The organism is Streptococcus sp. Marseille-P7376, assembly GCF_902460385.1.
Taxonomy (GTDB): domain Bacteria; phylum Bacillota; class Bacilli; order Lactobacillales; family Streptococcaceae; genus Streptococcus; species Streptococcus sinensis.
The window spans coordinates 1-23,575 of the sequence record NZ_CABPTS010000023.1 but is presented as its reverse complement, the minus strand read 5'-3'; the positions used below and the strand labels follow the sequence as shown (position 1 = coordinate 23,575).

The 23,575-nt window shown below is 41.1% G+C and carries 23 protein-coding genes, 1 pseudogene and 1 riboswitch; of the genes and pseudogenes, 19 read left to right on the top strand and 5 right to left on the bottom strand.

Features of this window, described 5'->3' with window-relative positions:
• Window positions 1-26: 26 nt before the first annotated feature.
• From rodZ to FZ952_RS09790, 6 genes are all read left to right on the top strand, one after another.
• A complete protein-coding gene (rodZ, locus tag FZ952_RS09815; RefSeq protein ID WP_148881539.1) occupies window positions 27-851 on the top strand; it encodes a cytoskeleton protein RodZ in 825 nt (274 codons plus the stop codon).
• Between the two features lie 10 nt (window positions 852-861).
• Entirely contained in the window at window positions 862-1,401 is a 540-nt protein-coding gene (gene pgsA / locus FZ952_RS09810; protein WP_148881538.1) for a CDP-diacylglycerol--glycerol-3-phosphate 3-phosphatidyltransferase, read from the top strand.
• 1 nt (window position 1,402) lies between these two features.
• The gene (locus FZ952_RS09805) at window positions 1,403-2,230 is read left to right on the top strand and encodes an energy-coupling factor ABC transporter ATP-binding protein (protein ID WP_187423914.1); all 828 of its coding nucleotides are present in this window, start codon (window positions 1,403-1,405) and stop codon (window positions 2,228-2,230) included.
• A complete protein-coding gene (locus FZ952_RS09800; RefSeq protein WP_148881536.1) occupies window positions 2,215-3,054 on the top strand; it encodes an energy-coupling factor transporter ATPase in 840 nt (279 codons plus the stop codon). The genes FZ952_RS09805 and FZ952_RS09800 overlap by 16 nt, the downstream gene beginning before the upstream one ends.
• Window positions 3,047-3,844, top strand: coding sequence for an energy-coupling factor transporter transmembrane component T family protein (locus FZ952_RS09795; RefSeq protein WP_148881535.1), 798 nt, complete (start codon window positions 3,047-3,049; stop codon window positions 3,842-3,844). The genes FZ952_RS09800 and FZ952_RS09795 overlap by 8 nt, the downstream gene beginning before the upstream one ends.
• A 206-nt stretch (window positions 3,845-4,050) precedes the next feature.
• Window positions 4,051-4,671, top strand: a complete 621-nt coding sequence (locus tag FZ952_RS09790; RefSeq protein ID WP_148881534.1) for a LysM peptidoglycan-binding domain-containing protein — start codon at window positions 4,051-4,053, stop codon at window positions 4,669-4,671.
• A 67-nt stretch (window positions 4,672-4,738) separates the two neighbouring features.
• Here the strand turns inward: FZ952_RS09790 and sdaAA are convergent, their stop codons facing one another.
• Both sdaAA and sdaAB read right to left on the bottom strand, forming a co-directional pair.
• On the bottom strand, window positions 4,739-5,611 hold the full coding sequence (gene sdaAA, locus FZ952_RS09785; protein WP_148881533.1) for an L-serine ammonia-lyase, iron-sulfur-dependent, subunit alpha: 873 nt from the start codon (window positions 5,609-5,611) through the stop codon (window positions 4,739-4,741).
• 8 nt (window positions 5,612-5,619) lie between these two features.
• Window positions 5,620-6,291, bottom strand: a complete 672-nt coding sequence (sdaAB, locus tag FZ952_RS09780; RefSeq protein WP_148881532.1) for an L-serine ammonia-lyase, iron-sulfur-dependent subunit beta — start codon at window positions 6,289-6,291, stop codon at window positions 5,620-5,622.
• Window positions 6,292-6,644: 353 nt separating this feature from the next.
• On the opposite strand from sdaAB, the gene FZ952_RS09775 reads away from it, so the two are divergent.
• The 13 genes from FZ952_RS09775 to FZ952_RS09715 all read left to right on the top strand — a co-directional run bounded on the left by FZ952_RS09775 (window position 6,645) and on the right by FZ952_RS09715 (window position 19,573).
• Window positions 6,645-7,157, top strand: a complete 513-nt coding sequence (locus FZ952_RS09775) for a LysM peptidoglycan-binding domain-containing protein (protein WP_244880070.1) — start codon at window positions 6,645-6,647, stop codon at window positions 7,155-7,157.
• Between the two features lie 277 nt (window positions 7,158-7,434).
• Window positions 7,435-8,556 carry a tRNA 2-thiouridine(34) synthase MnmA gene (gene mnmA / locus FZ952_RS09770; protein WP_148881531.1) on the top strand — a complete coding sequence of 374 codons (1,122 nt, stop codon included), beginning with the start codon at window positions 7,435-7,437 and terminating at the stop codon, window positions 8,554-8,556.
• 21 nt (window positions 8,557-8,577) lie between these two features.
• Complete coding sequence (locus FZ952_RS11835; protein ID WP_231853924.1) at window positions 8,578-8,832, top strand: hypothetical protein; 255 nt, start codon at window positions 8,578-8,580, stop codon at window positions 8,830-8,832.
• A gap of 321 nt (window positions 8,833-9,153) precedes the next feature.
• A complete protein-coding gene (gene mnmG / locus FZ952_RS09760; protein ID WP_148881530.1) occupies window positions 9,154-11,073 on the top strand; it encodes a tRNA uridine-5-carboxymethylaminomethyl(34) synthesis enzyme MnmG in 1,920 nt (639 codons plus the stop codon).
• Between the two features lie 441 nt (window positions 11,074-11,514).
• Complete coding sequence (locus FZ952_RS09755) at window positions 11,515-13,530, top strand: DHH family phosphoesterase (protein ID WP_148881529.1); 2,016 nt, start codon at window positions 11,515-11,517, stop codon at window positions 13,528-13,530.
• 1 nt (window position 13,531) lies between these two features.
• Window positions 13,532-13,984 carry a 50S ribosomal protein L9 gene (rplI, locus tag FZ952_RS09750; RefSeq protein WP_037615015.1) on the top strand — a complete coding sequence of 151 codons (453 nt, stop codon included), beginning with the start codon at window positions 13,532-13,534 and terminating at the stop codon, window positions 13,982-13,984.
• Between the two features lie 26 nt (window positions 13,985-14,010).
• Window positions 14,011-15,366, top strand: coding sequence for a replicative DNA helicase (gene dnaB / locus FZ952_RS09745; RefSeq protein WP_037615013.1), 1,356 nt, complete (start codon window positions 14,011-14,013; stop codon window positions 15,364-15,366).
• 1 nt (window position 15,367) lies between these two features.
• Window positions 15,368-15,646 (top strand): Veg family protein, encoded by a 279-nt coding sequence (locus FZ952_RS09740; protein WP_062201599.1) that lies wholly within the window; start codon window positions 15,368-15,370, stop codon window positions 15,644-15,646.
• 269 nt (window positions 15,647-15,915) lie between these two features.
• Window positions 15,916-16,539: an HAD family hydrolase gene (locus FZ952_RS09735; RefSeq protein WP_148881528.1), complete on the top strand. Its 624-nt coding sequence runs from the start codon at window positions 15,916-15,918 to the stop codon at window positions 16,537-16,539.
• 84 nt (window positions 16,540-16,623) lie between these two features.
• Window positions 16,624-16,726: riboswitch (TPP riboswitch) on the top strand.
• Window positions 16,727-16,796: 70 nt separating this feature from the next.
• Window positions 16,797-17,087 (top strand): MTH1187 family thiamine-binding protein, encoded by a 291-nt coding sequence (locus FZ952_RS09730; protein ID WP_062201597.1) that lies wholly within the window; start codon window positions 16,797-16,799, stop codon window positions 17,085-17,087.
• Window positions 17,050-17,802 (top strand): ABC transporter permease, encoded by a 753-nt coding sequence (locus tag FZ952_RS09725; protein WP_148881527.1) that lies wholly within the window; start codon window positions 17,050-17,052, stop codon window positions 17,800-17,802. The genes FZ952_RS09730 and FZ952_RS09725 overlap by 38 nt, the downstream gene beginning before the upstream one ends.
• A 41-nt stretch (window positions 17,803-17,843) precedes the next feature.
• Window positions 17,844-18,845, top strand: coding sequence for an ABC transporter substrate-binding protein (locus tag FZ952_RS09720; RefSeq protein ID WP_148881526.1), 1,002 nt, complete (start codon window positions 17,844-17,846; stop codon window positions 18,843-18,845).
• Entirely contained in the window at window positions 18,845-19,573 is a 729-nt protein-coding gene (locus tag FZ952_RS09715) for an ABC transporter ATP-binding protein (protein WP_148881525.1), read from the top strand. Before FZ952_RS09720 ends, FZ952_RS09715 begins: the two co-directional genes overlap by 1 nt.
• 48 nt (window positions 19,574-19,621) lie before the next feature.
• Here the strand turns inward: FZ952_RS09715 and FZ952_RS09710 are convergent, their stop codons facing one another.
• The 3 genes and pseudogenes from FZ952_RS09710 to FZ952_RS09700 form a co-directional block, all read right to left on the bottom strand.
• Window positions 19,622-20,977, bottom strand: a complete 1,356-nt coding sequence (locus FZ952_RS09710; RefSeq protein WP_148881524.1) for a bacteriocin secretion accessory protein — start codon at window positions 20,975-20,977, stop codon at window positions 19,622-19,624.
• Between the two features lie 13 nt (window positions 20,978-20,990).
• Window positions 20,991-23,144: a peptide cleavage/export ABC transporter ComA gene (gene comA / locus FZ952_RS09705; protein WP_148881523.1), complete on the bottom strand. Its 2,154-nt coding sequence runs from the start codon at window positions 23,142-23,144 to the stop codon at window positions 20,991-20,993.
• A gap of 289 nt (window positions 23,145-23,433) precedes the next feature.
• Window positions 23,434-23,575 (bottom strand): annotated as a pseudogene (locus FZ952_RS09700) (IS481 family transposase); the annotation flags it as partial.

The window sequence follows — 23,575 nt, the reverse complement described above, 5'->3', positions numbered from 1 at the left end:
ATGTCTAAGAGAAAAGGACTATCCGTATGAGAAAAAAAACGATAGGAGAGGTACTCAGACTTGCTCGAGTAAATCAAAAGCTTACTTTAGCAGATCTAGCCAAAAAAACAGATATAAAAACTGACTACCTAAAGGCTCTTGAAAACAATCAATACGAAAAATTTCCAAATGCCTTTTACATCCGTAGCCTGCTGAGAAAATACGCTTGGGCCTTGGATTTAAATGAACAAATTTTGTTAGATGCTCATGAAACAGATAACACTGTTATCTATAATGAAATTGAATTAGCTGACAACGAGGATTTTCGAAGTAGAAAATATAAAAATCGCACTTTTTCACTTCCGCTCTTTTACTTTCTGATGTTAGTTTTGCTAATACTTACATTTGTCACTTATTGCGTATGGAATTACACTAGAACCAATGATTTGAGCTTCAAGGCGTCAGACAGTTATCGTGTCATTTCTGAGGCAGGAACCAGCTTATCAACTATTCAGTCTAGTTCATTGTCTGATAGTTCTGAAGCGTCTTCTACACTGGGAAAACTTGAGGTAAGTGGCGGTGGTCAGCAGTTGGCCGTACAATATAGCGGAATCAACCGTCCTATTGATGTAACTTTTTCAGCAACAAATACAACTAGTTGGCTCAGTGTTAGTGATTCTGAATTGGCTAATGGCATTACTTTATCAGCTGATAAGCCAAGTCAGACGGTCACCCTCTCTCCAAATACTACTTATACGATTACTCTAGGTGTTGTTAAAGGTATTTCTGTCACTGTGGACAATCAGAAATTAGACCTATCGTCCTTGACCAGTGATAATGCTACAATCACACTTACCATTAAAGAATCATAAAGGAACAATAATGAAAAAAGAAAATATTCCCAACGCTTTAACCCTTGCAAGAATTGCCTTAATTCCAATCTTTATTTTGATTTTGACTTTTGGTCATTCACCAGCTCTGCATATTCTGGCTGGCATCATTTTCGCCCTTGCCAGTATCACAGACTATCTGGATGGCTATCTGGCGCGCAAGTGGCAGGTCGTGACCAATTTTGGAAAATTTGCCGATCCTATGGCCGATAAACTGCTGGTTATGTCTGCATTTATCATGCTGATTGAAATGAAAATGGCTCCTGCTTGGGTGGTAGCCATCATCATTTGCCGAGAACTGGCTGTCACTGGTTTGAGACTCCTCTTGGTAGAAACTGGCGGAACAGTTCTAGCGGCCGCTATGCCAGGCAAAATCAAGACTTTCACGCAGATGTTTGCCATCCTCTTTCTTCTGCTCCATTGGACGTTACTTGGTCAGATTCTCCTTTACATAGCCCTGATTTTCACTATTTATTCTGGCTATGATTATTTCAAGGGCAGTGCTTATCTCTTTAAAGATACATTTAAATAATATGAAAAATATCATTGAAATAAAAAATCTTAGTTATCGATATGATCATAACTCTGAAGATTATATTCTAAAAAATGTCTCGTTTCACGTGAAACAAGGAGAATGGTTATCTATTGTCGGTCACAATGGCAGCGGGAAATCGACTACGGTTCGTTTGATTGACGGTCTTTTGGAGGCTGAGAGTGGCGATATTATCATTTCTGGAGATAAATTGACGGCTGATAATGTTTGGGAAAAGCGTCGCCAAATCGGCATGGTCTTTCAGAATCCTGATAATCAGTTTGTTGGGGCGACTGTTGAGGATGACGTTGCATTTGGTCTGGAAAATCAAGGTATGGATTATCCGATGATGGTTAAACGAGTCCATGAAGCTTTGGAACTAGTCGGAATGCAGGATTTTAAAGAGAGGGAACCTGCTCGACTTTCTGGTGGACAGAAGCAAAGAGTCGCTATTGCTGGCGTAGTCGCGCTCCAGCCAGATATTATCATCTTGGATGAAGCAACCAGTATGTTAGACCCAGAAGGACGACTGGAACTGATTCGGACTGTCAAGGAAATTAAAGATAAGAATCATTTAACAGTCATCTCCATTACTCACGATTTGGACGAGATTTCGCTGAGTGACCGTGTCCTCGTTATGAAAAATGGTCAGGTCGAGTCAACTGCTACACCGAGAGAACTCTTTTCTAGACCTGATTTGGAAGACTTGGGCTTGGATCAACCATTTGTCAATCAGGTCAAAGCTGCCATGATTCAAACTGGGCTAACTTTGCCAGAAACCTATTTAACTGAAAAAGAATTGCAGGAACAATTATGGGAATTACTCTAAATAAAGTCAGTTATACCTATCAGGCTGGAACTCCATTTGAGGGTCCAGCGCTTTTTGAAGTTGATTTGGAAATTAAAGATGGTAGCTATACGGCTTTGATTGGACACACTGGTAGCGGAAAATCAACCATTTTACAGCTCTTGAATGGCTTGCTGACCCCTAGTGAGGGCAGCGTGCAAGTCAACCATGTCACCATCACTTCAAATTCCGTCAACAAGGACATCAAACAAGTTCGTAGACAGGTTGGTTTGGTGTTTCAGTTTGCTGAAAGTCAAGTTTTTGATGAGACTGTTCTGAAAGACGTGGCCTTTGGCCCGCAAAATTTTGGTGTTTCTAAAGAAGAAGCAGAGTCTTTAGCACGTGAAAAATTAAGCCTTGTTGGCATTTCTGAAGAATTGTTTGGCCGCAGTCCTTTTGAACTTTCTGGCGGGCAGATGAGAAGGGTCGCTATTGCTGGAATTCTAGCAATGGAGCCTGATATCTTGGTTCTGGATGAGCCAACGGCTGGACTTGATCCAGCAGGGCGCAAGGAATTGATGAGCCTCTTTAAGAAACTGCATCAAGCTGGAATGACCATTGTTCTTGTAACCCATTTAATGGATGATGTAGCGAATTTTGCTGATACTGTCTATGTACTGGAGAAGGGCCGCGTCGTCAAAAGCGGTCAGCCTGCTCAGGTTTTTCAAGATGTCGATTTTATGGAAAAGATTCAGCTAGGGGTTCCTAAAATAACAAAATTTGCCCAAGAATTAGCTGAAAAAGGAATGAAATTTTCTCGTTATCCGATTACGATTGAGGAATTTAAGGAGATGATGCATGGATAAATTGATTTTAGGACGGTATATCCCAGGAAATTCAGTCATCCATCGATTGGATCCGCGTAGTAAATTGTTGGCTATGTTCTGCTTTATTTTATTGATTTTCTGGGCCAACAATCTTATCACTAATGTGCTGCTGTTTGTTTTCGTTTTTACTCTGATTTTTCTCTCAAAAATTCCTTTGACATTCTTCCTAAAGGGAATTCAATCAATGGTTTTCATTATTGCCTTTACCACCCTCTTCCAGCTATTTCTGACAGGGGGAGGCAAGGTACTTTTCCAGTTGGGTTTCATTAAAATTACAGAATTTGGGCTTTCACAAGCTGGTATTATCTTCAGCCGTTTTGTTTTGATTATTTTCTTTTCAACCCTGTTGACCCTAACCACGACACCGCTCAGCCTTTCAGATGCGGTAGAATCTCTGTTGAAACCACTCAAATTTTTTAAAGTTCCGACGCATGAAATTGGCCTCATGCTTTCCATGAGTCTGCGCTTTGTACCAACTTTAATGGACGACACAATAAGGATTATGAATGCTCAGAGGGCTCGGGGAGTTGATTTTGGCGAAGGAACGATTGTACAAAAGGTTAAGTCGATTATTCCAATCTTGATTCCCTTGTTTGCTTCTAGTTTCAAGCGAGCAGATGCCTTAGCTATTGCAATGGAAGCGCGTGGCTATAGTGGTGGTGAAGGAAGAAGCCGCTATCGGCAGCTTTCTTGGAAAATGATTGATAATTTAGCTCTTATCTCCATTTGTCTTATCGGAATCGTGCTCTTTTTCTTAAAAAATGATTGATTAATTAAACTATTTTTTAAAGAATAGTATAAGTGAAAAAATGATATTTTTTACTTATATTTTAGAAAATAAGCTAGAATTCCTTTCAAAATAAGTTTTTTGTGTTTAATTTCAATGTTTTTGTAACCTTTGTATTTTTGCTGTAACTCTATAGTAATATTTAATGTGTAATATAGTATTATATTTTAAAGGAGAAATATTTTTTAATGAACACAAAAACATCAAAATTAACTTTAGCCCTGATCACTGCAGCCGCTACTTTGTTTGCTACAGGAATTGTTGCAAAGGCTGAATCTTACACTGTCAAAGCCGGAGACACTTTGTCCTCTATTGCTGAAGAAAAATCAACAACAGTAGATCACTTAGTTAAGTTGAATAAAATTGCTAATCCAGATCATATTGTGGCTGGACAGATTTTGGAATTAGACGGAACAGTAGAATCTAAGGAAGTTACCTCAGAACCTTCTGTTCAACCTGCAGCTGCACCAACTGAAGCTTATGTAAATGCAGTTGAATATTATAACTACCCAGTTTATACTACTTCTACTACATCTTCAAATGTCGTTCTTTCAAATGGAAATACTGCTGGAGAGACTGGTTCTTATGCAGCTGCTCGTATGGCTGAATTGACAGGGGTATCAGCATCCACTTGGGAAAATATCATTGCTCGTGAATCTAATGGACAAGTCAATGCTTATAATCCATCAGGGGCGAGCGGTCTTTTCCAAACAATGCCAGGTTGGGGATCTACTGCAACTGTTGAGGATCAAATCCAATCAGCCTACAATGCTTATAATACGCAAGGGCTTTCTGCTTGGGGTTACTAAAATAAATATAAGAAAACGACTGGTTCATCCCAGTCGCTTTTTTTATACTAGCACTTTTAGATAGTATTTATTGGCCAAAAATCTCTTTTGAAAGTTTACGGCCTGTAGGAGTTGTAGCTAAACCGCCTTCAGCTGTTTCTCTGAAAGCAGTAGGCAGACTTGAGCCGACTTGATACATGGCGTCAACGACTTCGTCAACAGGAATTTTAGATTCGATTCCTGCAAGAGCCATATCAGCTGCAATAAAGGCGTAACTGGCTCCCATAGCATTTCGCTTGACACAAGGCACTTCGACCAGACCAGCTACTGGATCGCAAATCAAACCCAGCATGTTTTTGATGACAAAACAAATAGCTTGGCTGGCTTGAAAAGGTGAGCCTCCAGCAGCCAGAACTAAAGCAGCTGCACTCATAGCAGAAGCGGAGCCAACCTCAGCTTGACAGCCACCTTCAGCACCCGAAATTGAGGCGTTATTGGCAATAACTAGGCCAAAAGCGCCTGCAGCTAATAGAAAGTTTAGCTGTTCGTCTTCTGAGAGTCCTAATTTTTCAATGGCAGATGTAAGAACAGCTGGCAGACAGCCAGCGCTGCCGGCAGTAGGTGTTGCACAAACTAAACCCATTTTAGCATTGTGTTCATTTACAGCGATGGCATTTTTGGCAGCGGTTAAAACAGTGTGGTCTGATAAGGCCTTTCCTGACTGGATATAGTGGTCAAGTTTTGCTGCGTCTCCGCCAGTCAATCCGCTGCGAGACTTGCTCTCATCCAGTCCAAGAAGGACAGAGGCTTTCATGACTTCCAGATTGCGACCCATCAGTCGCAGGACTTCATCTCTTTCACGACCAGTTAATTCATACTCGGTAGCAATCATCAATTCAGCAACATTTCCTTGGTAATCCAAGTCAGCTTGCTCTACCAATTCTTTGATGGAATAAAACATATTTTCTCCTATTTAAAGAAATTCACATTATGCAGATGAGGAATATTGCGAATTTCATCAATGGCTTCCTCACAGCTGCGGCTGTCAACTTCAATAATCATAATCGCTTTTTCTCCAGCTTTCTCACGGGTAACATTCATCTGTGCTATATTGATATTGTAGCGTGACAGAGCTTCGGTGACATGGGCAATCATACCTGGGACATCCTGGTGGACAATAATGATGGTCGGAGTATTCATGCTCAGAGATACTGAAAAGCCATTCAACTCTGTTACTTGAATATTGCCGCCACCGATAGAGATTCCAGTCACACTGATTGTTTTTCGGTCGTTTTTGACTGTAATCTTGGTCGTATTGGGGTGGGGAGCATTGCTATCCTTTTGAATCGTCCAGACAATCTTGATGCCACGTTTATGGGCAATTTCAAGGCTGTTAGGGATATCAGGGTCATCTGTTTCCATGCCTAAAATCCCTGCTACAAGAGCCAAGTCAGTTCCGTGACCTCGGTAAGTTTTGGCAAAAGAGTTAAAGAGCTGGAACTCTACTTCCGTTGGTTCGTCGTTAAAAATGGAGGAGACGATTTTTCCGATACGGACTGCGCCTGCTGTATGACTGCTTGAAGGTCCAATCATCACAGGTCCGATAATATCAAAAACAGACTGAAATTTTAATGATTTCATCCTTTTCTCCTTGTTTCATCTATTCTTTTTCATTATACCAAAGTAATAGCGATTTAGCTCGGATTTTTGAATGTGTTTTCAGAAGAAATCTTCAAATGTTTCTGGGAATAGTCAAATAATTTAAGTGAGTCGTATAAAAAATATAAATGAACTTCTATTTTTATTGATTTCTCATCATTTTTTTATAATCTATTCAAACAAATATAAATAAGGTGTTTTTATTCGTTTGTCAATATGGCTGTAATAAATTTAACTCAAGCAATAAATACCTGTAACAAAGAAAAGATAAGATAGAAATATCATTAAAAAGGAGAATTCTATCTATGAATTTATATTTTAAAAAACAAAATAAAATGCTAAAGGCAGGTTTTCTAGGTGTAATTGCAGGTGCTGCTGTTTTTCTTCCAGTTGTGGCCAATGCAGAAAGCTATACGGTCAAATCAGGCGATACCTTGTCATCAATTGCTGCTTCACATCAGACGACCGTTGAGAAGATTGCTGAAAAAAATAAGATTAGCAATATTAATTTAATTAGTGTTGGGCAGATTTTAGAATTGGACGAATCTGCATCTGAGCAAGTAACTGCTGAGACATCAGCTAAGACTGAAGAAACGTCAGTAAATTCAAATTCTAGTTTGAGTAATGAGGACGCTGAAGCCAAGGAATGGATTGCCCAAAAAGAGTCCAGCGGCAGTTATACAGCACAAAATGGGCAATACTATGGTCGCTATCAATTAACCATTACCTATCTAAATGGAGATTTATCACCAGAAAACCAAGAGAAAGTGGCGAATGAATATGTAACGAATCGCTATGGTTCATGGTCAGCTGCTAAAAATTTCTGGTTAGCCAATGGCTGGTATTAAAAAGGTTAATCTTTAGACTGGAGTTAGGCTAGGACATTTCTCCTAGCCTTTTGTTTTACAAGCTTCTCTTTTGCAGCTAAAAAAAGATGATCAAGTTGTTGGTTTACAAGATTGTCAACGTAATTTACATCGTGGAAAATCTTAAAATTTGAGGAAATTCTATCCGTTGTCCTACTTGTTAAATCGTGATATAATAGACTTTGCTCAAACGACCTTCAATCGTTGAAAGCACAGCACGACCTTCAATCGTGAAATAACGAAAAGATGGGAGAACACAATGAGTGATAACTCTAAGATTCGTGTCGTTGTTGGTATGAGCGGGGGTGTAGATTCATCAGTAACTGCTTTGCTCTTGAAAGAGCAAGGTTACGATGTAATTGGCATCTTCATGAAAAACTGGGACGATACAAATGAATTTGGTTTCTGCACAGCCACAGAAGACTACAAGGATGTAGCAGCTGTTGCAGATCAGATTGGCATTCCTTACTACTCTGTCAACTTTGAGAAAGAGTACTGGAATCGCGTTTTTGAATACTTCTTGGCGGAATACCGAGCTGGTAGGACTCCAAATCCAGATGTCATGTGTAACAAGGAAATCAAGTTTAAAGCCTTCCTTGACTATGCCTTGACACTGGGTGCAGATTACGTTGCAACAGGTCACTATGCTCAGGTGAAGAGAGACCAAGATGGCCTAGTACATATGTTACGTGGCAAGGACAACAATAAGGATCAGACTTACTTCCTAAGCCAACTGTCACAGGAACAACTGCAAAAGACTATGTTTCCTCTGGGTCATTTAGAAAAGCCAGAAGTTCGAGCAATTGCTGAAAGAGCTGGTTTAGCTACAGCTAAGAAAAAAGACTCGACAGGTATTTGCTTCATTGGTGAGAAGAATTTTAAAGAATTTCTGAGTCAATATTTACCAGCCCAGCCTGGTCGCATGATGACCTTGGAAGGCAGAGATATGGGCCAGCATGCTGGGTTGATGTATTATACCATTGGCCAGCGAGGTGGTCTTGGAATTGGTGGTCAGCAGGGCGGTGACAACGAGCCTTGGTTTGTGGTCGGAAAAGACCTTAGCCAAAATATTCTTTATGTCGGTCAAGGATTTTATCATGACAACTTAATGTCAACTAGCCTTAACGCTAGTCAGGTTCATTTCACAAAAGAAATGCCAGAAGAATTTACTATGGAATGTACAGCTAAGTTCCGTTATCGTCAGCCGGATTCCAAGGTGACAGTTACTGTAAAGGGTGACAAGGCTGTTGTCAACTTTAATAAACCGCAAAGGGCTATTACTCCAGGTCAAGCAGTTGTTTTCTATGATGGGGATGAGTGCCTAGGTGGAGGCTTGATTGACAGAGCTTATAAGAATGGTCAAGTATTACAGTACATTTAAGTAACTACAAGAGGAACGAGAATGTTTCACTTTTTTAAGAAGAAAAGTGATAAGAAGGAAGAACTTGAAACTCTTTCTGACTATAAGAAGCAGTATTTGGATGAGAAAACGACAGAATCTATAGAAGCATTAATTAAGGTATTAAAGCAATCTAAAGTTTGGCTTCCCTTCAATGCTTATCTAATGGATGAGAGTGAAGGTCAAGAGGGTGTTCGCCTAAAAACCGGTATTCTACAGAAGGGAGATGATTATTTCTATCCCTGTTTCTCAAACTAACAAGAGATTCCAAAAGAATACTATGATCGCTTTTCTTGGTTGCAACTACCTGTCACAGATTGTTTGTTTGCAGCTAAGGGCAGAGGGAGATTTGCAGTAAGAGTGATTGTTTTGGATGTTTTCTCTGAATCTGTCGAGATTGATAAAGAAGCTTTGAAGCTATTCGCCAATCTTAGTTGCTTTAGATTGACAATTTTGCTCAATTTGCTACAATAAAATAAGCAATACCTATGATGGTCAAAGCTCATGGATGTTGCAGGCTTTTTGTCCTGCGCTTCTAGAGACTTGGCCTTTTTTGGTGAAAAAATGAAGGAAAAAGAAATGACACACAATTTTACTGAAAGTTATGATATCGTCGTGATTGGAGCAGGCCACGCCGGAGTTGAGGCGTCTCTGGCTGCTAGTCGCATGGGTTGTAAGGTTCTATTAGCTACCATTAGTATTGATATGTTAGCCTTTATGCCTTGCAATCCATCTATCGGAGGATCTGCTAAAGGCATTGTTGTCCGTGAAGTAGATGCTTTGGGCGGTGAGATGGCTAAGAATATTGACAAGAGCTACATCCAGATGAAGATGCTCAACACGGGTAAGGGACCAGCAGTTCGGGCTCTCCGAGCGCAGGCGGATAAGGAGCTCTACTCTAGGGAAATGCGGAAGACGGTTGAAAATCAAGAAAATCTGACCCTGCGCCAAACCATGATTAATGAAATCTTGGTAGAAGATGGCAAGGTAATCGGAGTCAAGACAGCAACATCTCAGGAGTATGCAGCTAAAGCCGTTATTGTCACAACAGGAACAGCTCTGCGGGGAGAGATTATTATTGGCGATCTCAAATATTCATCTGGTCCCAACCACAGTCTGGCAGCGATTCCGCTGGCGGATAATCTACGTGATCTAGGTTTTGAAGTTGGCCGTTTTAAGACAGGAACGCCTCCGCGTGTCAAGGCGGCATCCATTAACTATGATGCGACCGAGATTCAGCCAGGTGATGAAAAAGCCAATCATTTCTCTTATACGTCTCGTGATGAGGACTATGTCAAAGATCAAGTGCCTTGCTGGCTGACTTATACCAATGCAGAAAGTCATGAAATCATCCAAAACAATCTTCATCGGGCACCTATGTTTTCAGGTGTCGTTAAGGGAGTAGGTCCACGTTATTGTCCGTCTATTGAGGATAAGATTGTTCGTTTTGCGGACAAGGAACGCCATCAGCTTTTCTTAGAGCCTGAGGGCCGCGATACAGAAGAAGTTTATGTGCAGGGGCTGTCAACTAGTTTGCCAGAAGATGTACAGAAAGACTTGGTTCACTCTATCAAAGGTCTAGAAAACGCTGAGATGATGCGGACAGGCTATGCCATTGAGTACGATATGATTATGCCCCACCAGTTACGGGCAACCTTGGAAACTAAGAAAATTTCTGGGCTCTTTACAGCAGGTCAGACCAATGGAACATCCGGATATGAAGAAGCTGCAGGCCAAGGGATTATCGCTGGGATTAATGCTGCTTTGAAAATCCAAGGTAAGCCAGAGTTGATCCTGAAGCGCAGTGATGGTTACATTGGAGTCATGATTGATGATTTGGTGACCAAGGGAACCGTAGAACCATATCGACTCTTGACTAGCCGAGCGGAGTACCGTCTGATTCTCCGCCATGACAATGCAGATATGCGTTTGACAGAGCTGGGACGAGAAATCGGTCTGGTAGATGACGAGCGTTGGGCGCGTTTTAAGGTTAAAAAGAATCAATTCGACAACGAGATGAAACGGTTGGAATCTATTAAACTGAAGCCTGTCAAGGAAATCAATGCCAAGGTAGAAGAGCTTGGTTTTAAAGCTCTGACAGATGCAGTGACTGCTAAAGAATTTATGCGGCGTCCAGAAGTGTCTTATCAAGATGTGATTCAGTTCGTTGGTCCAGCGGCAGAGGAGCTTGATGAAAAGATTATTGAGCTAATTGAGACAGAAATTAAGTATGAAGGTTATATTTCTAAAGCTCTGGATCAGGTTGAGAAGATGAAGCGTATGGAAGAGAAGCGTATTCCAGCCAATATTGACTGGGATGACATTGATTCGATTGCGACAGAAGCACGGCAGAAGTTTAAGAAAATCAATCCAGAAACGATTGGTCAGGCTAGTCGGATTTCTGGTGTCAATCCAGCAGATATTTCTATTTTGATGGTCTACTTAGAAGGTAAGTCTAGGAGTATTTCAAAAAATAAAGAAAAACAAAATCACGTTTGAAAGTTTAAACGTGATTTCTTGTCATGGAAAGATTGACACCGTTGTAAATAAAGCGTCAATTTATATTTTGGTTTGTAAATGAAGGTGAAATAAATGAAAACGCTATGTGCTCAAATGATAAAAAAATAGGATATAACAATCTAGTCTCAACACTTAATAAATGAAGGTTATTATCAATGCTTGAAATGATAAAAATAGTATACAGATGATGCAAAAAGAATCAGAATTTTCTTTTAAAATCTCACTCTTTTGTCAATTAAGTTTACAATTTTGACAACGAAAAAGTAAACAAGCAGTGTCTAGTTTAGCATTTTAAAGTTTTTACAATCATAATCATGTCGAATATCTTTTTTGAAAGTTTATTTTCTTTATCTGACTATCTCAATTTTACTTGATTTCTATAATGAAAGTATGATGTAAACTCGCTTTTTTCTTGGATTTATGGTAAAATGGCGGAATAAGAGGTCTGTGATGGAAAAAAATCGTTTTACCCCTGTGAATCTAGCGATAACAGGAATCATTTCTTTTATAATATTAACTATCTGTTTACGCTTGTTTGGTGACAGTTTTTCAATGATTGTTGCGCTTTTTGCTGTATTATCAGCCTTAACTATCCTTTTTATTCAACAACAGAGAATCTCTAAATTGGATGAAATTGAACAGATTCATTTTGTCAATCATCAGGCAGAAGCTAGTTTGACTGCATTACTAGATAAGATGCCTGTGGGAGTTATCAAGTTTAACGAAGAGAATGAGGATGTTGAATGGTTTAATCCTTATGCTGAATTAATTTTTATAAAAGAAGACGGGAATTTTGATACAGCACTGCTGCAAACTATTTTACAAGCAGCTTATTCAGGTACGGGACACTACGCAACAGTAGGTGATAAGAAATACTCTGTTTATTTAGATTCGGTTTCGAATGTAATTTATTTTTTTGATGCTTCTAACGAGTATGAAGCAACTGTTGGTTTAGTGACAACCCGTCCGGTTATTGGGATTGTCTCAGTCGACAATTATGATGACTTGGAAGATGTGGTTTCAGACTCAGATATTAGCCATATCAATAGTTTTGTTGCTAACTTTGTTGCGGAATTTTCTGAGCAATTTCATATGTTTTATCGTCGGGTGGGGATGGATCGTTATTATCTATTTACGGATTATACGGTTTTGGAGCAGCTGATGGATAATAAATTTTCGATTATTGATCAATTTCGTGCAGAGGCCAAGAATCGGCAACTTCCCTTGACGCTTAGTATGGGCTTTTCTTATGGGGATGGTAAGCATGATGAGATTGGTAAAACTGCTCTCCTTAATCTTAACTTAGCTGAGGTACGAGGCGGAGATCAGGCGGTTGTCAAAGAAAATAATGAAACGAAGAATCCAGTCTATTTTGGTGGCGGAACAGCTGCGTCAGTGAAACGTACTCGCACTCGAACCAGAGCCATGATGACAGCTATCTCAGATAAAATAAAAAGTGTGGATCAGGTTTTTGTAGTTGGTCATAGAAATCTTGATATGGATGCCTTGGGTTCCTCGCTTGGGATGCAGCTCTTTGCTAGTAATATTATTGACCAAGCTTACGTTGTCTACGACGACCAGCAGATGGCGTCAGATATTCAGCGGGCAATCAAAAAATTGAGTCTAGAAGGTGCGGATTATCTGCTGACGCTCTCCGAAGCTATGAATAGGGTGACTAGTCGCTCGCTCTTGATTATGGTGGACCATTCTAAGTTGGCTCTAACTCTCTCCAAAGAGTTTTTTGACCGATTTAGCCAAACAATCGTGGTGGACCATCACCGTCGGGATGAGGATTTTCCTGAGAATGCAGTCATTGCTTATATTGAAAGTGGTGCTAGTAGTGCCAGCGAGTTGGTGACGGAGCTGATTCAGTTTCAAAATTCCAAGAAGAACCGCTTGAATAAGATTCAGGCTAGCATTCTTATGGCTGGCATAATGCTGGACACCAAGAAATTCACTTCGAGAGTGACGAGTCGAACCTTTGATGTGGCCAGCTATTTGCGAAATCGTGGTAGTGATAGTGTCGTCATTCAGGATATTTCTGCGACAAATTTTGAAGAATATCGAGCAGTCAATGAGCTGATTCTCAACGGTAAGAAGATTTTGCCAAATGTGATTGTAGCATCTGGGCCTGATAATACTAGCTATGATACAGTTGTGATTAGTAAGGCGGCTGATACGATGCTAGCCATGTCGGGAATTGAGGCAACGTTTGTAGTGAGTAAAAATACCGAAGGTTATGTATCCATTTCAGCTCGCAGTCGCAGCAAAATTAATGTTCAGCGGATTATGGAGAAAATGGGCGGTGGTGGGCACTTTAACCTTGCAGCTGCGCAAGTTAGTGATCAGTCTATTTCTGAAGTTACCCAACGCTTAAACCAAGAGATCATGGATCAAGTTATAAAAAATGAAGAAATAATTGAAAAGGGGAATTGAAATGAAAGTTATTTTTTTAGCAGATGTGAAGGGAAAAGGGAAAAAGGGTGAGATTAAGGAAATGCCTACGGGCTACGCTCAAAATTTCTTAATCAAGAAAAACTTGGCTAAGGAAGCAACTGCACAAGCTATTGGGGAGTTGAGAGGAAAGCAAAAATCTCAAGAAAAGGCTCATGCAGAGATGGTGGCAGAGGCTCAGGCTATTAAAGCCAAGCTGGAAGAGGAAGCTACTGTTGTTGCTTTTACTGAGAAGGTCGGACCAGACGGACGGACTTTTGGTTCTATTACCAACAAAAAAATTGCTGATGAACTACAAAAGCAATTTGGTCTGAAAATTGACAAACGGAATATCAAAGTTGACTCTCCAATTCGTTCGATTGGTTTGATTGATGTTCCTGTAAAAATTTACCAAGATGTGACGAGCGTAATTCGCCTGCGGGTTACGGAAGGGTAAAAAGTTATTGAAGGAAGGATTCACCTATGGCAGAGATTGATGAATTGCGAGCTCAGCCTCAAGATATTTTAGCAGAACAGTCTGTATTGGGCGCCATTTTCATCGATGAGAGCAAACTGGTCTTTGTCCGTGAATATATTGAGCCTGGAGATTTCTTTAAATATGCCAATCGTTTGATTTTTAAGGCGATGATTGACTTGGCGGATCGAGGGGACGCCATCGATGCGACCACCGTGCGCAATATTTTGGATAGCCAAGGCGATTTGCAGAATATTGGCGGCTTGAGCTATCTAGTTGAAGTCGTTAATTCTGTGCCGACCTCTGCCAATGCAGAGTATTATGCCAAGATTGTCTCCGAGAAAGCAATTTTGCGCCGACTGATTTCGCGTTTGACGGAATCCATCAACCAAGCTTATGATGGCGAAAAACTGTCAGAGGAAATCATTGCGGGTGCGGAAAAGGCCTTGATTGATGTCAGCGAAACGGCCAATCGCAGCGGTTTTAAAAACATCCAAGATATTCTCAATCTTAACTTTGCTAATCTAGAAGCACGTTCTCAGCAAACTACTGATATTACAGGAATTGCGACGGGCTACCGTGAGTTGGATAAGATGACGACGGGTCTGCATGAAGAAGAGTTAATTATCTTAGCAGCTCGTCCTGCGGTCGGAAAGACGGCCTTTGCCCTCAATATCGCTCAGAATATCGGCACCAAGCTGGATAAGACGGTGGCTATCTTCTCCCTAGAAATGGGGGCAGAGAGTTTGGTTGACCGGATGCTAGCTTCAGAAGGGGTGATTAATTCTCATTCCATTCGTACTGGGCAACTGACAGATGAAGAGTGGCAGAAGTATACCATTGCAACGGCGAATCTGGCTAATGCTAGTATTTATATTGATGACACGCCAGGGATTCGGATTACTGAGATTCGTTCGCGGGCTCGCAAGTTGTCTCAAGAGACAGGGAATCTCGGGCTGATTTTGATTGACTACCTGCAGCTGATTACGGGAACCGGTCGTGAAAACCGCCAGCAGGAAGTTTCGGAAATTTCCCGTCAGCTTAAGATTTTGGCTAAGGAGCTTAAGGTGCCAGTGATTGCCCTGAGTCAGCTCTCGCGTGGCGTGGAGCAGCGGCAGGATAAGCGACCAGTGCTGTCTGATATTCGGGAATCAGGTTCCATTGAGCAGGATGCGGATATCGTTGCCTTCCTTTACCGGGATGACTACTATGAGCGGGCCGGCGAGGAAGAGGAAGGCATTCCAAATAATAAAGTCGAAGTTATTATTGAGAAAAACCGGAGCGGGGCGCGTGGAACAGTTGAGCTGATTTTCCAAAAAGAATATAATAAGTTTTCAAGTATTTCTAAAAGAGAGGATGTATAGTATGAGTGATGCATTTACGGATGTAGCAAAAATGAAGAAAATCAAGGAGGACATCAAGGCACATGAGGGGCAGATAGTAGAAATGACTCTAGAAAATGGCCGCAAGCGCCAAAAAAGTAAACAGGGCCGCTTGATTGAAGTTTACCCTTCTTTATTTATCGTTGAATATGCAAATGAAGGGGGACAACCAGGTGAAATTACGAACACCTATGTGGAATCTTACACTTATTCAGATATTTTGACAGAGAAAAATTTAATTCGTTATTTTGACCAAGAATAACATGTAATTCCAGAACTTTGTATTGCTTTCTAGAGTTGGGTAAAAAGCCCCAACTTTAAGGAACAATTCATTTCTGGGATTTTTTCTTAGCCTGAACATGTTTTGCTAAAGATAGCAAATGAGGGCTGGACTGGCTGATTGGCTGACAATAATTATATTTCAGCAAGGGGAGGATTCTTTGTCGGAATCCAGTGCTTAGTATCAATCATAGAAACAAGTTTTAAGAGAACTGAGAATGGCTTTTGTAAAGAAAAAGGTTGGTAAAAGAAATGATTAAAAATTTGGTTTTTGATTTAGGAAATGTTCTGATTGAATGGAATTCTGAGAAAATCTTAACGTATTTTGAACCTGAAAATAAGCAGCGCCAGGTCCTTAGAAAGGCCATTTTTGAGTCGGGTATCTGGCATAAGACGGACAAGGGAGAGCGGAGTTTGAAAGAAGCCTGTGAGGAAGTACTGGCTCAGCTAGATGCTTCCTATCATTCTGCAATTAAGAACACCTTTTACCATTGGTATGAGGTCGTGCAAGTTTACAGTGGTTTACAGGAAAGAATTTGGCTATGGGCTAATCAGGGCTATCGCATTTACATCTTGTCAACCACTTGCGAGATTTTTTACCATATTGAAAAGGCTGGTTTGTTACCAATCTATCCACTGCTTTCGGGCTATATCCTCTCATCAGAGGTCGGGGTTGTCAAGCCAGAGTCAGAGATTTATCAAAAACTGCTGAAAAAGTACGATCTGGATCCAGTGGAATCCGTCTTCATTGATGATATTCAGGCTAACTTAGATACGGCAGCTGAACTGGGTTTTGAAACCATCTTATCCACAAGCGAGACAGACAATATAAGGGCTTTGGAGGCTTTGCTAGCTGCGAAAGGAAAGTTTGACTAAACTATGAGATTTCATATTCATCTGCAATTGGAAGTGGTGAAACCAAGCTCCAACCTTGACAATTGCTGATGATTACGCTATCATAGTCCTATATATGGGAGTCTGTGTACAGTCTGAGAGGAAGTGTAAGCTTCGACCGCACCTGATCTGGGTAATGCCAGCGTAGGGAATTATGCATGAGAAATCAGAGGTATTTTTGCGCACTTTTCCATATATGGAAAAGTTTTTTTGTTATTAGTAGAAAAGGAGATAGGAGAATGCAGGGCAGCATCGCTTTACAGATCCTTCCTTTGTCACATGATGTGAATCGTTTGGCAGTCATAGAGGAAGTGATTGAGTTTTTGCAAAAACAGCCAGTGAAGATGGTCGTGACGCCTTTTGAGACAGTTCTAGAAGGGGAATGGGAGACCTTATTTCCTATTCTGCAGCAGGCGATTGAGCTTGCAGGCACTCAGGCAGACAATGTCTTTGCTAATGTGAAAATAAATTATGGAAAGATTTTAAGTATTGATGAAAAACTTGAAAAATATCCTGCGACAGCAGATTAGCCTTTTGGGTATGCTGGGAATTCTTGTCATCTGGCAGGTCATGGGCTGGCTCAAGCTCTTACCCAAGTTTATCCTTCCGACACCTCTGGAAATCGGTCAGGCCTTTATCAGAGATGCAGGCTTTCTAGCAAGTCATAGTTGGGCGACCTTAAAAGTAGCCTTGCTGGGTTTAGTCTTGGGTGTCATCTTGGCCTGTATACTAGCTGTACTCATGGATAGCATGAGCTGGCTCAATGATTTGATTTACCCAATGATGGTCGTGGTCCAGACTATTCCGACCATTGCTTTGGCGCCAATTCTGGTTCTCTGGCTGGGTTATGGGATTTTGCCTAAGATTGTGCTCATTATTCTGACGACGACTTTTCCAATTATCGTCAGTATTCTGGATGGTTTTCGGCATTGTGATTGGGATACTCTGACTCTCTTTGAGCTTATGCAGGCCAATCGCTGGCAGATTCTCTGGCATTTTAAGATTCCAGCTAGTTTGCCCTATTTCTATGCGGGCTTGCGCGTCAGTGTATCTTATGCCTTTATCACGACCGTGGTTTCCGAATGGCTGGGCGGTTTTGAAGGCTTGGGTGTTTATATGATTCAGTCTAAGAAACTTTTCCAGTACGATACCATGTTTGCCATTATCATATTGGTTTCGGTTATCAGTCTTCTGGGGATGAAGCTAGTGGCTGTCAGTGAAAAATATGTCATTAAGTGGAAATAGGAGCTCAGCTCTGCTATTTTCCAAAAGAAGAAAAGAGGATTATGATGAAAAAAACTTATAAAATGTTGCTGGCAGGTTTGGCTGCCGTGTCTATCTTTGGCCTAGCGGCTTGTGGTAAGTCAGGCTCAGAGTCTGCTAGCAAGGATAAAAAGATTGATTTTATCCTAGACTGGTCACCTAACACCAACCATACTGGCCTTTATGTGGCTCAGGAAAAGGGCTACTTCAAGGAAGCAGGCGTGGATGTGGATATCAAGTTACCGCCTGAAGATAGCAGTTCGGATTTGATTATCAACGGCAAGGCACCTTTTGGTATTTACTTCCAAGACTCCATGGCTAAAAAACTGGATAAGGGTGCAGAAATCACAGCTGTCGCGGCCATTGTAGAGCATAATACTTCGGGCATTATTTCCAAGAAGTCTGCAGGGATTACAAGTCCTAAGGATCTGGCTGGGAAGAAATACGGCACCTGGAATGATCCGGTGGAGCTGGGCATGCTCAAAACCTTGGTCGAAAGCCAAGGCGGCCAGTTTGATGAGGTAGAAAAGGTCCCTAACAATGATTCTAATTCTATTACGCCGATTGAAAATGGTTTGTTCGATGCGGCGTGGATTTACCATGGTTGGGACGGCATCATGGCTCAAACTCAGGGCATGGATACAAATTTCTTTTATATGAAGGACTATGTCAAGGAGTTTGACTACTATTCTCCAGTGATTATTGCTAATAATGATTATCTGAAGAAGAATCCGGACGAGGCGAAAAAGGTCCTGCAGGCTATCAAGAAGGGCTATCAATATGCCATGGAGCACCCTGAAGAAGCAGCGGATATTTTAATCAAGCATGCGCCAGAGCTGAAGAACAAGCGTGACTTTGTCTTGGCTTCTCAAAAATATTTGTCCGAGCAATATGCATTGGATAAAGAAAAGTGGGGTCAGTTTGAGGCTAGCCGCTGGAATGCCTTTTACAAATGGGCCAAGGATAAGGGTATCGTGGACAATGACTTGAGTGACAAGGGATTCAGCAACGATTATATAAAATAATGACAGAAATTAAACTTGAAAATGTAAGTTATGCTTATGATGAGCAGCAGATTTTGAAAGACATCAGTCTACAGGTAGAAGCAGGCCAGGTCGTAGCGATTTTGGGACCTAGTGGAGTCGGAAAAACGACCCTCTTTAATCTGATTGCGGGGATTTTGGAGGTCCAGACGGGTAGGATTGTCCTAGACGGACAGGAAAATCCCAAGGTCCGGGTGAGTTATATGCTGCAGAAGGACTTGCTGCTGGAGCATAAGACAGTGCTGGGCAATGTCATCTTGCCCCTCCTCATCCGAAAGGTATCCAAAAAGAAAGCGACGGAGCAGGCGAATCAGATTTTGAAGGAGTTCGGGCTCTTTGATGTGGCTGATAAGTATCCACATGAGCTGAGTGGAGGTATGCGGCAGCGCGTGGCCCTGCTAAGGACCTATATGTTCGGTCACAAGCTATTTCTTCTAGACGAGGCCTTTAGTGCTTTGGATGAGCTGACCAAGATGGAGCTACACGCTTGGTATCTGGATATTCATCGTAGGCTGGGTCTGACGACTCTCCTCATTACTCATAGCATCGAGGAGGCTCTTGCTTTGAGTGATAGGATTTATATTTTGAAAAATCGGCCTGGACAAATCGTGGCAAATCTCCAGCTAAGCTGGTCGGACAGCGAGGATAAAGAACTGCAGAAGCTGCGATACAAGCAGGAGATTTTGAAGATTTTGGGAGTAGAAAAGTAGGTAAAAAATCCGTTTCTCATAAGAGTTACGGATTTTTAGCTTTTTTAACTAATCTTTTTTCAAAAATTTATCTCTATAATATTGGAAGTAAGTTTTCTTACCTGTGATCATTACAATTCTTCCTTCTAAACCATAGCGGAGTTGCTTAGCTTCTTGGTCTGTCAATGTAGTCTCTGCTTCTAATTTGAAAAAATTTCCTTTTTCTGTCTTGCTTGCAGTAGTATCGATGTTGCTAATCTTGGAAGTCAGAGTTTCTTGCTTGTTAATATCGTTTATGGTTGTGAAACGAATAGGGTTACCGATTTTAAGATGAGCGATATCCTTGGAAGAAATATAAGCGGTAATCTTAATTTTCTTTTCCGTGGTCAGGATAGGATAGAGTTTGGCAAGGAGACTTCCTTCGGATACTAAGGTAGAATGGCTAGTCTCAGGATTGAGGTGAAGTATCCCATTTTCAGGTGCTGTAATGACAGTTTTTTGAATCATCCCATCTTGCACCTTTCTTTCAGTTTCTGTTTCAAGAATTTTTTGCTCTAAATCAGTTAATTCTTGAGCAACCTTAGTTAGTTGCTGAGCTTTGAGTGATTCTAGCTGACTGTTTAATCCACTCGAGTAGGCTTGTCGAGCACCTGAACCTGCATATTGGATGCGGTAGTTTGCCAGTGTTCCTTCTAATTGAGCAATCTGTGTATCTGCTTGTGCCAGTATTTGACTTTTTAGCTGGTCTTGCGTGTCCATGTTTACTTGTGCTTGATAGGTTTGATAGAGGGAATAGCCCGCGTTACTACCATCTACTACTGAGTCATTTTGGATAGCTGCCTTGACTGACTTGTAGTCTGAAATTTTAGCTTGGGTCTCAGAAATGAGTTTTGCAATCTCTGTCTGTGCACTGCTAGCAGCGGCATTTTGTGAAGCGATAGCTGCGTTTTGCTGGTCGGTATTACTACGGAGACTGACTGCCTGACTTTGATAATCCCGAAAAGATTGCCGGTAGCCAAAATTATCAGCTTCTGGGAACTGATCATTCCCAGTTTGGAGACTAGCTTGTAAATACTCCAATTGTTTTTTCTGATCTTGGAGCATATCTAGCTGGTTAGAGTAGCTGGCCTTCTGCAGCTCTTCTGCTCCATTTTGATATTGGATGAGCAGGTCACCTTGTTTGACACACTTATTTTCTGCGAGATGATTCATAATGATCATATTATTACTCGTGGACTGGATGTTAGAAATGATACGACTAGGCTCCAGACTGGCACTTGACGAGACAGTAATCTCTTTTTGAGCAAAGAGTCCGAAGAGTAGGGTAAAAAGAAAGAGCAAAGTAATAGGAATAATAACCCTACTAGAGAAATTGTGATAGCGACGGTTGTAAAACTCAGCGCTTTCTAAAAAATCTTGGGGCACTAGGTTCTCCTTTCTAGCTATTGACCAGATTGGCATAGAAGCCGCCCTGATCCAGTAGATCTGTATGGCTGCCCTGCTCTACAATACGGCCGTGATCCATCACTACGACATGCTCGGTTCGCTCGGCAATTGTCAGACGATGGGCGATAAAAATCAAGGTTTTATCCAAAGCTAGCAGATTATCAACAATTCGTTTTTCTGTTAAAATATCCAAGCTGCTAGTAGCCTCATCTAAAATCAAAATGGGAGCATCCGTCAATAGAGCCCTTGCTAAGGCGATTCGTTGACGTTGACCGCCCGAAATCCCAGCTCCATCAGAGGTTAGCTCAGTCTGGTAACTTAGAGGCATGTTTTCAATGTCTGCACGAATCTCTGCTAGTTCGACAGCACGCAAAACATCTTCTTGCGTAGTGCCTTCTTTGGCGCCCAAAAGCAGGTTGTCCATGATCGTGCCGTTAAAGACATAGGGCTGTTGTGGAAGATAGTTGATATGCTGGCGGAGCGTATGTTTGTCAATCTGATTGAGTTTAACCCCACCTAGACTAATCTGTCCAGAATTTGGGTCGTAAAAATTGACCATCATTTTAGCCAGCGTAGTTTTACCTGAACCAGAAATCCCAACAAAAGCAACCTTTGATTTCTGCTTGATGGTTAGGTTGATATTGGCTAGAACATCTCGTCCATACCCATATTTGTAGCTAACATTTTTAAACTCAATGTCGCCTGTCATCAAACTAAGATCAGATATGATCTTTTTCTCCTCAAACTCAGATTCTACTAAATGGACCTCGTTGAGTCGATTATTAGCCACCTGAGCTGTTTGGAGTTTGGTTTGGAGATTAATGATATTTTCCAGCGGATTTGTGAAATAGATTAAAAGAGTGTTGTAGGTGATGAGCTGTCCCAGAGTCATCTGCTTATCCATGACTAGCCCCGCCCCCATCCAGAGGATAGCAATGTTCAGAAGTAACTGAGCTACTTTTTTCAGAGCTTTTTGCTGACTTTCTGCTCTACTATAGACAAAGGACTTTTTTAAATAATCTACAAATTCTCTATCAATCTTCTGATAGCGAAGTTTTTCACTGGTAAGAGACTTAATAGTCTCCATGCCGTTAATATCCTCAATAATGGAAGAGGATAGCACAGCATTGGCCTCCATAGTGTCACGGTTCATCTTTTCAAAGGGTTTCATAAAGGCAAAGATAAGGAGTGTGTAGATAGGTAGGGCCAAGAGACTAATAAAAAAGAGGTTGGTATTTTGTGAGAACAGGACTACTGAGATGATTAGTACGATTGAAACATCGAGAAATATAGATAAGATGGTACTTGCAAGAGCATCAATGATACTATTGGCATCAGTAAAACGAGAAACGATTTCTCCTGTCCGCCGTGTTGCAAAGAAAGACATTGGAAGGTGAAAAACATGCTTGATATAGGACAAAATGACATCAATAGACAAACGTTGTCCCAAAACCAAAAGTAAATAATCCTGAGCGTAACTCAAAACTTGCTGTAAAATATACACCAAGACCAAGCCCAGCGAGATGATCCCTAGCGTACTCCGCATCTGGTCAGGTACATAGGTGTCGATAATAGATTGGAGATAGTAGGAGCCGATGATGTTGATGATGGTCACCAGAAAGGTTGCAAGAACGATATTGGTCATCAAGCTCTTTTGTCTAATCAAAATAGGAAGGAAAGAAAGAAGTCCTTGCTTTTGCTCTTTGTGTGGTTTGTAGTCAGGCGTCGGTGCTATGAATATTGCCACTCCTGTCCATTCTGACTCAAAATGTTCCCTAGGTAGCTTGGTCATCTTGACCGTAGGGTCAGGGTCAGCAATATGGATAAATTTCTTATCTTGCCCAGTCACTACATAGTAGTGTAGCAATTTGCCATTTTTGACTACATGCGCTACGAAAGGGTAAGTTAAGTCATTGTGCTCAAAGAGGGACATATCTGCTCTTATGGTTCGCGTCTCAAAGTTTAGCTTCTCAGCGACCCTAACCAAACCAAAAGCTGTCGTGCCCTCCATGGTAGTTTTGGCTAACTCTCGTAGATGCGCTAGTGAGTAATAGGAGCCGTAGTAACCAAAAACCATGGCCAAAGATGTCACGCCGCAATCCATTTGGTCCACCTGAGGACGGTAGTGTCGACGGCGAAATTTCATAGAAGTCTCCTTTTGAAAATATTTTCTGTAATTATATAGGCTCTGTTGCATTTTAACAATTTGCATCGTATATTGAAGCCTCATATAATGAATAAGTCTATTATAATGTAAACTGTCATTACAAAAACAACTGAATCCCAAAAGTTAAAAAGTGTGCCTGAATGGTAGTTGAATGCCAATGACAAAGTGGACTGATATAGACTTCTTTCAGCTGTTTTCTGATTTTATGTACCTTTGTCAATGATGTGAGACCAAACTAAAGTTATCTAAAAACTTGATATGGTATTCTCTACAAGGAGCTAGCTCCTTGTAGAGTTTTTCTTATTTCGATAGGTGACATCCAGTTTAAAGTTTGCATGGGCAATCGATTGGATTTGTAGAGATAGCGCCCCATCTGTTTGATGAGATCGTCATAGGAATAGAACTGGAGA

Coding starts and splice junctions, on each gene's coding strand:
- rodZ (WP_148881539.1), top strand. CDS start 27: ATGAGAAAAAAAACGATAGGAGAGGTACTCAGACTTGCTCGAGTAAAT.
- pgsA (WP_148881538.1), top strand. CDS start 862: ATGAAAAAAGAAAATATTCCCAACGCTTTAACCCTTGCAAGAATTGCC.
- FZ952_RS09805 (WP_187423914.1), top strand. CDS start 1,403: ATGAAAAATATCATTGAAATAAAAAATCTTAGTTATCGATATGATCAT.
- FZ952_RS09800 (WP_148881536.1), top strand. CDS start 2,215: ATGGGAATTACTCTAAATAAAGTCAGTTATACCTATCAGGCTGGAACT.
- FZ952_RS09795 (WP_148881535.1), top strand. CDS start 3,047: ATGGATAAATTGATTTTAGGACGGTATATCCCAGGAAATTCAGTCATC.
- FZ952_RS09790 (WP_148881534.1), top strand. CDS start 4,051: ATGAACACAAAAACATCAAAATTAACTTTAGCCCTGATCACTGCAGCC.
- sdaAA (WP_148881533.1), bottom strand. CDS start 5,611: ATGTTTTATTCCATCAAAGAATTGGTAGAGCAAGCTGACTTGGATTAC.
- sdaAB (WP_148881532.1), bottom strand. CDS start 6,291: ATGAAATCATTAAAATTTCAGTCTGTTTTTGATATTATCGGACCTGTG.
- FZ952_RS09775 (WP_244880070.1), top strand. CDS start 6,645: ATGCTAAAGGCAGGTTTTCTAGGTGTAATTGCAGGTGCTGCTGTTTTT.
- mnmA (WP_148881531.1), top strand. CDS start 7,435: ATGAGTGATAACTCTAAGATTCGTGTCGTTGTTGGTATGAGCGGGGGT.
- FZ952_RS11835 (WP_231853924.1), top strand. CDS start 8,578: ATGTTTCACTTTTTTAAGAAGAAAAGTGATAAGAAGGAAGAACTTGAA.
- mnmG (WP_148881530.1), top strand. CDS start 9,154: ATGACACACAATTTTACTGAAAGTTATGATATCGTCGTGATTGGAGCA.
- FZ952_RS09755 (WP_148881529.1), top strand. CDS start 11,515: ATGGTAAAATGGCGGAATAAGAGGTCTGTGATGGAAAAAAATCGTTTT.
- rplI (WP_037615015.1), top strand. CDS start 13,532: ATGAAAGTTATTTTTTTAGCAGATGTGAAGGGAAAAGGGAAAAAGGGT.
- dnaB (WP_037615013.1), top strand. CDS start 14,011: ATGGCAGAGATTGATGAATTGCGAGCTCAGCCTCAAGATATTTTAGCA.
- FZ952_RS09740 (WP_062201599.1), top strand. CDS start 15,368: ATGAGTGATGCATTTACGGATGTAGCAAAAATGAAGAAAATCAAGGAG.
- FZ952_RS09735 (WP_148881528.1), top strand. CDS start 15,916: ATGATTAAAAATTTGGTTTTTGATTTAGGAAATGTTCTGATTGAATGG.
- FZ952_RS09730 (WP_062201597.1), top strand. CDS start 16,797: ATGCAGGGCAGCATCGCTTTACAGATCCTTCCTTTGTCACATGATGTG.
- FZ952_RS09725 (WP_148881527.1), top strand. CDS start 17,050: ATGAAAAACTTGAAAAATATCCTGCGACAGCAGATTAGCCTTTTGGGT.
- FZ952_RS09720 (WP_148881526.1), top strand. CDS start 17,844: ATGATGAAAAAAACTTATAAAATGTTGCTGGCAGGTTTGGCTGCCGTG.
- FZ952_RS09715 (WP_148881525.1), top strand. CDS start 18,845: ATGACAGAAATTAAACTTGAAAATGTAAGTTATGCTTATGATGAGCAG.
- comA (WP_148881523.1), bottom strand. CDS start 23,144: ATGAAATTTCGCCGTCGACACTACCGTCCTCAGGTGGACCAAATGGAT.